Here is a 4,346-nt window from a genome sequence, read left to right on the forward strand (position 1 = left end):
AATATGAATGAGATACGCCCTCTGAATTCTGACAACTTATTATTTAAGGACCAGTTCCATGACAACAACTCCAGCAGCTTCTTCAATTCCCCTGGCATTGCGGATTATCATCGCAATCCTGTTGCCCCCCGTCGCGGTTTTTCTCCAGGTTGGCATGACCACGCACTTCTGGCTGAATATTGGTTTGACCTTATGCGGGTACATTCCGGGACTCGTCCATGGGCTGTGGGTGGTTATAAAGAAATAATCCATAATGCATCTTGCCTGTTTCACAAACAGAGACTCTTTAACCATTCCATAGCAGCAGGCGAAAACTGACGCGAACTCAAAAGCAATGCCACAAGAGACGCAATACGGTCGAACCAAAGATCGGACATGGGAAGAGATCACCGGCATATCACGACACATGTGCGTCGAGAACCCGCGCGATCATGTCGGGAATGCCATGACAGATTAAAGAGTAAGAAATCAGATCAATTCGGCGATTGGTTTCCCATGCGGTAGAATGGGAATCGGTCGCCCCTGGTGGTCAACCAGTGACTGGGTAAAATCAATGCCCAGGTGCTGGTAGATGGTAGCCAACATATCCTGTGGCGTGTAGGGTGAGTGTGTCGGGTACTCTGCTTTGGAGTTGGTGGCACCGACGACCTGTCCCATTTTAAGATTACCACCAGAGAAGAGTGCAGTGTAAGCCTGGGGCCAGTGGTTTCGACCAGTTCCCGAGTTATTGGATGAGAGTCGGGGCGTGCGGCCAAATTCGCCGACTGCCACCACCATGATTTTTTTCTCCAGGTTTCGTTCATGAATGTCTTCGATGAGTGAAGCCAGTGCCTGGTCCATATAGGGCAGACGGACTTTCATATACTTCGCGAAATGTCCGGGACGTCCTGCGTTTAAAAGTTGATCATCCCAGTTCGTAAATTCCTGACCGGTCTTGGGAGTATTGAAGAACAGGGAGACAACGCCACATCCGGCTTCCGCGAGTCGGCGGGCCAGCAGGCACCCCTGTCCCCACATATTACGTCCATAGCGGTCACGTAGACTGTCCGGTTCTCGGTCAATTTCAAATGAGCTGGCTGCATTGGGGCTGGTCAGCATTTGAAAAGCCAGATCACGGAATTTGTCGTTGCCTTCCAGGTCACCGTTGAGATCCAGGTCGTTCCGCAGACGGTCGAACTGTCTTAATAACTGCCGACGTTCGAACAGATGCTGGCCATCCAGACCGGCCTGCAGTTTCAGGGATGGGGGGCGATAATTTGCAGACGAGGGTTCGGTAGATTCAAAGGGGCCATGCTGCATGCCGAGGTAAGTCGGTTGTACCATATAAAACTTTGAAGGAATCGAGACATATGCAAACCAAGATGCTGAACACACCGCAAGAAACACAATGAGTATCCCCGTAGCTTCCAATATCAAGCGAAATCATGGCAGCGAGCGCGTCGCGTGGTGGCCAAGATCGAGTGGCACGCAGGAGAGCTGTTCCCGCGTGTTGGATTCATCGTGACCAACTTGAACCAGCACTCGAAGAACGTCGTGAACCTACGTGCCAACAAGCCGATTGATGCAAAAAAACTGCCGGATACACAACATCCGAGGCGCAAGGCCGAGCGGCGGTCACGAAATGTCGGGAAAATCATCGGAAGTTTGACCTTGCAAAGGTGTGCTATTAACATGGGGTGTGATTCGAGCCTGGATCGATTCCTGGCTCAACCCAAATGGGAAATGTCGGTTAAAGCATGCGTCCGTATTTAAGACCTGTTATGATAGGTCAGATCATGTTGCGTTCAAGTCTGATCTCTGAGTTCAAATCAGGAGTGGGAAAAGAACTGATGATGTACCGCATACCGTCTCTGTTTTTACAGGCCACGCTTCTGCTGTTCTCTCTGTTTTCCATCACGCAAACCACGCACGCTGCAGACGAAAAACCCTGGAACGTGGTCTTCTTCCTTGTCGATGATCTGGGCTGGACCGATCTGGGCTGTTATGGCAGTGACTTCTACCAGAGTCCGAACATCGATCGGCTCGCTACTGAAGGCATGAAGTTCACGCAGAACTATTCCGCCTGCAATGCCTGTTCGCCGACCCGCGGTGCACTCCTGACCGGCATGTATCCCGCGCGAACGCATCTGACCGACTGGATTCCCGGCTGGGCAAAGTCCTACACCGATTTCCCTCTGAAGCCGCCTCAATGGAAACAGCATCTGGATCAGAAATACACGACACTGCCCGAGGCTCTGCGCACAGCCGGCTACCAGACGTTCCACGTCGGCAAATGGCATCTGGGCGGGCCGGGCAATCTTCCGCAGGATCATGGTTTCGACGTCAACATCAGTGGTACGAATCGCGGGCTGCCACGCAGCTATCACTTCCCCTATGGCGGGGATGCGATGAAGTGGGACAGCAGTCTGACGGAAGCACAGCGACAGGATCGTTATCTCACCGATCGCATGGCCGATGAAGCGGTCGCGCTCATCGGTCGTCAGCAGGACAAACCCTTCTTTCTATATTGCTCGTTCTATTCCGTGCACGCCCCCATTCAGGGGCGCCCCGATCTGGTAAAGAAATACAAAGCCTTGCCCGCCGGTAAACGTCACAAAAATCCCGAGTACGCCGCCATGATTCAAAGTGTCGATGAAGCCGTCGGCCGCGTGCGTGCTCAACTGAAACAGTCTGGCATCGCCGACCGCACGCTGATTATTTTCACTTCCGACAATGGCGGCGTCCGCCGCAAAACCAGCAATAACGATCCCCTCCGTGGCGAGAAGGGACAACATTGGGAAGGGGGGACTCGCGTGCCTGCCATCGTGCTCTGGCCCGGCGTCACTCCCGCAGGCTCTGTCTGTAAAGAACCCGTCATCACGATGGACTTTTATCCGACGATTCTGGACATCACCGGCGTTAGAGGCAACGCGGAGCACAATCAGAGCGTCGACGGGCTCTCACTGGTTCCGCTGTTGAAAGATCCCGACGCGTCACTTAACCGCGAAGCCCTCTACTGGCATTACCCGCATTACAACGTCTTCATCGGCATTCCCTACTCAGCCATTCGCGTCGGCGAATATAAGCTGATCCATTATTACGAAGACGGCCATAACGAACTTTACAACCTGGCCGACGACCTGAGTGAGACCAGCGATGTTTCAAAGACTTACCCGGAGCTCACCGCCCGACTTGAACAGCAGCTGCAGGAGCATCTCAAACAGGTCGGCGCGCAAATGCCTGTTCCCAATTTAAAGAACTGAATCCGTCTTTCAGCCGGCGTTGCATCGGTCCAGATGTTTCTTCAGCAGTTGTGAATTGCGGCGGTTCGACTTGAAGAAGACGTCAAAAATATCGCCCACTACAGGGACGGCACCGATCAGTAAGTCCCTGCTGTTTGTCACGACATTCTAGACATTTTTGCGCGAGTTCTCGCTCCAGGGAAAAGCCAAATCCTTTCGGCACATTCACTAAATCACCGTGCTGTTTGTCACGACATTGCCGTCATTTTCGCGCGAGTTCCCGCCCCACTCACCGTGATATGCCGATAATCGCTCCCCTCAGGCAAATAGAACTTGAGGCAGCCTGTTTGAAAGATTTTAAAAGTACTTTTGAAAAGTTCTATCCAACTGATTACTTCGGTGCCTAAAAATGTCTTATACGCCAGGCCATAGAGGGATGTGTGCTGGGATGATTGTTCATCCTGCTCGGTCGTGTTCCCTTCATGTTCCAAGTCCGGAAACAGCATCTGCACAGGATCGCTCGCCGACGGCAGCGTGCGGTCTTCGAGCAATTCCAGCCGCACGGATAAGCTCGTCCCCCAGCCACAGCAAAGGTTCATTCAACAGATCCGGTTGGGACCGTGGTGTAGTTCCACCTTAGCACGACCGAAAGAGAGATAACCCTGCTCGCTGAAAATCAGCAGATCAAACTTGTCGATCCTGTTCAGTAAATGCTCCAGCCCATAATCCTAGACTTGAGACACAGCATGTCTGGCTAATAGAAAGAAGCCCTAAATGAACTGAATCATTTAGGGCTTCCGGAAATGCCTGCTTCTACATTGTGACTTTACTTTAAACCAAATTGTTTGCCGATGTAAGCAATTGCTTCGTCTAAGGGTTTGTAAGCTCTACCACCTTTTGAATTGTAATTCCTATCAGCAAGAGTTCTATGTGAATGACCCAAGTACAACTGATCTAAATGCATGTATTTAATATCTTCAGTTAGAGCTGTTATGCCTGATTTTTTTATATACTTCAACTGGAGACCGTCAAAGCCTATTTCTTTTCTGTTTTTATCCCACCACCTGCAAACGTTATCTGATCTAGTGGAAACGATATTATTATTTTCATCTTTTCCAATCGATT

At 51.1% G+C, this 4,346-nt stretch carries 6 protein-coding genes and 1 pseudogene; 3 read left to right on the forward strand and 4 right to left on the reverse strand.

Going from position 1 to position 4,346, the window contains the following annotated elements:
- The first annotated feature begins 58 nt into the window (after nucleotides 1–58).
- Nucleotides 59–247, forward strand: a complete 189-nt coding sequence (locus Q0294_RS23355) for a YqaE/Pmp3 family membrane protein (RefSeq protein ID WP_366917894.1) — start codon at nucleotides 59–61, stop codon at nucleotides 245–247.
- Nucleotides 248–468: 221 nt separating this feature from the next.
- On the opposite strand, the gene Q0294_RS01330 is transcribed toward Q0294_RS23355, so the two are convergent.
- The gene (locus Q0294_RS01330) at nucleotides 469–1,323 is read right to left on the reverse strand and encodes a DUF1501 domain-containing protein (RefSeq protein WP_299460009.1); all 855 of its coding nucleotides are present in this window, start codon (nucleotides 1,321–1,323) and stop codon (nucleotides 469–471) included.
- Nucleotides 1,324–1,392: 69 nt separating this feature from the next.
- On the opposite strand from Q0294_RS01330, the pseudogene Q0294_RS01335 reads away from it, so the two are divergent.
- Together Q0294_RS01335 and Q0294_RS01340 are read left to right on the forward strand one after the other, a co-directional pair.
- A pseudogene (locus Q0294_RS01335) lies at nucleotides 1,393–1,518 on the forward strand (transposase); the annotation flags it as partial.
- Nucleotides 1,519–1,775: 257 nt separating this feature from the next.
- Nucleotides 1,776–3,242 (forward strand): sulfatase, encoded by a 1,467-nt coding sequence (locus tag Q0294_RS01340; RefSeq protein ID WP_299460012.1) that lies wholly within the window; start codon nucleotides 1,776–1,778, stop codon nucleotides 3,240–3,242.
- A gap of 9 nt (nucleotides 3,243–3,251) precedes the next feature.
- On the opposite strand, the gene Q0294_RS01345 is transcribed toward Q0294_RS01340, so the two are convergent.
- The 3 genes from Q0294_RS01345 to Q0294_RS01355 form a co-directional block, all read right to left on the reverse strand.
- Entirely contained in the window at nucleotides 3,252–3,383 is a 132-nt protein-coding gene (locus tag Q0294_RS01345; RefSeq protein ID WP_299460015.1) for a DUF4112 domain-containing protein, read from the reverse strand.
- A gap of 86 nt (nucleotides 3,384–3,469) precedes the next feature.
- Nucleotides 3,470–3,820, reverse strand: coding sequence for a hypothetical protein (locus Q0294_RS01350; RefSeq protein ID WP_299460017.1), 351 nt, complete (start codon nucleotides 3,818–3,820; stop codon nucleotides 3,470–3,472).
- A 227-nt stretch (nucleotides 3,821–4,047) separates the two neighbouring features.
- On the reverse strand, nucleotides 4,048–4,346 hold a 299-nt coding region (locus tag Q0294_RS01355; protein WP_299460019.1), incomplete at its 5' end, for a hypothetical protein.

It is taken from the genome of uncultured Gimesia sp. (assembly GCF_937919775.1).
GTDB lineage: Bacteria > Planctomycetota > Planctomycetia > Planctomycetales > Planctomycetaceae > Gimesia.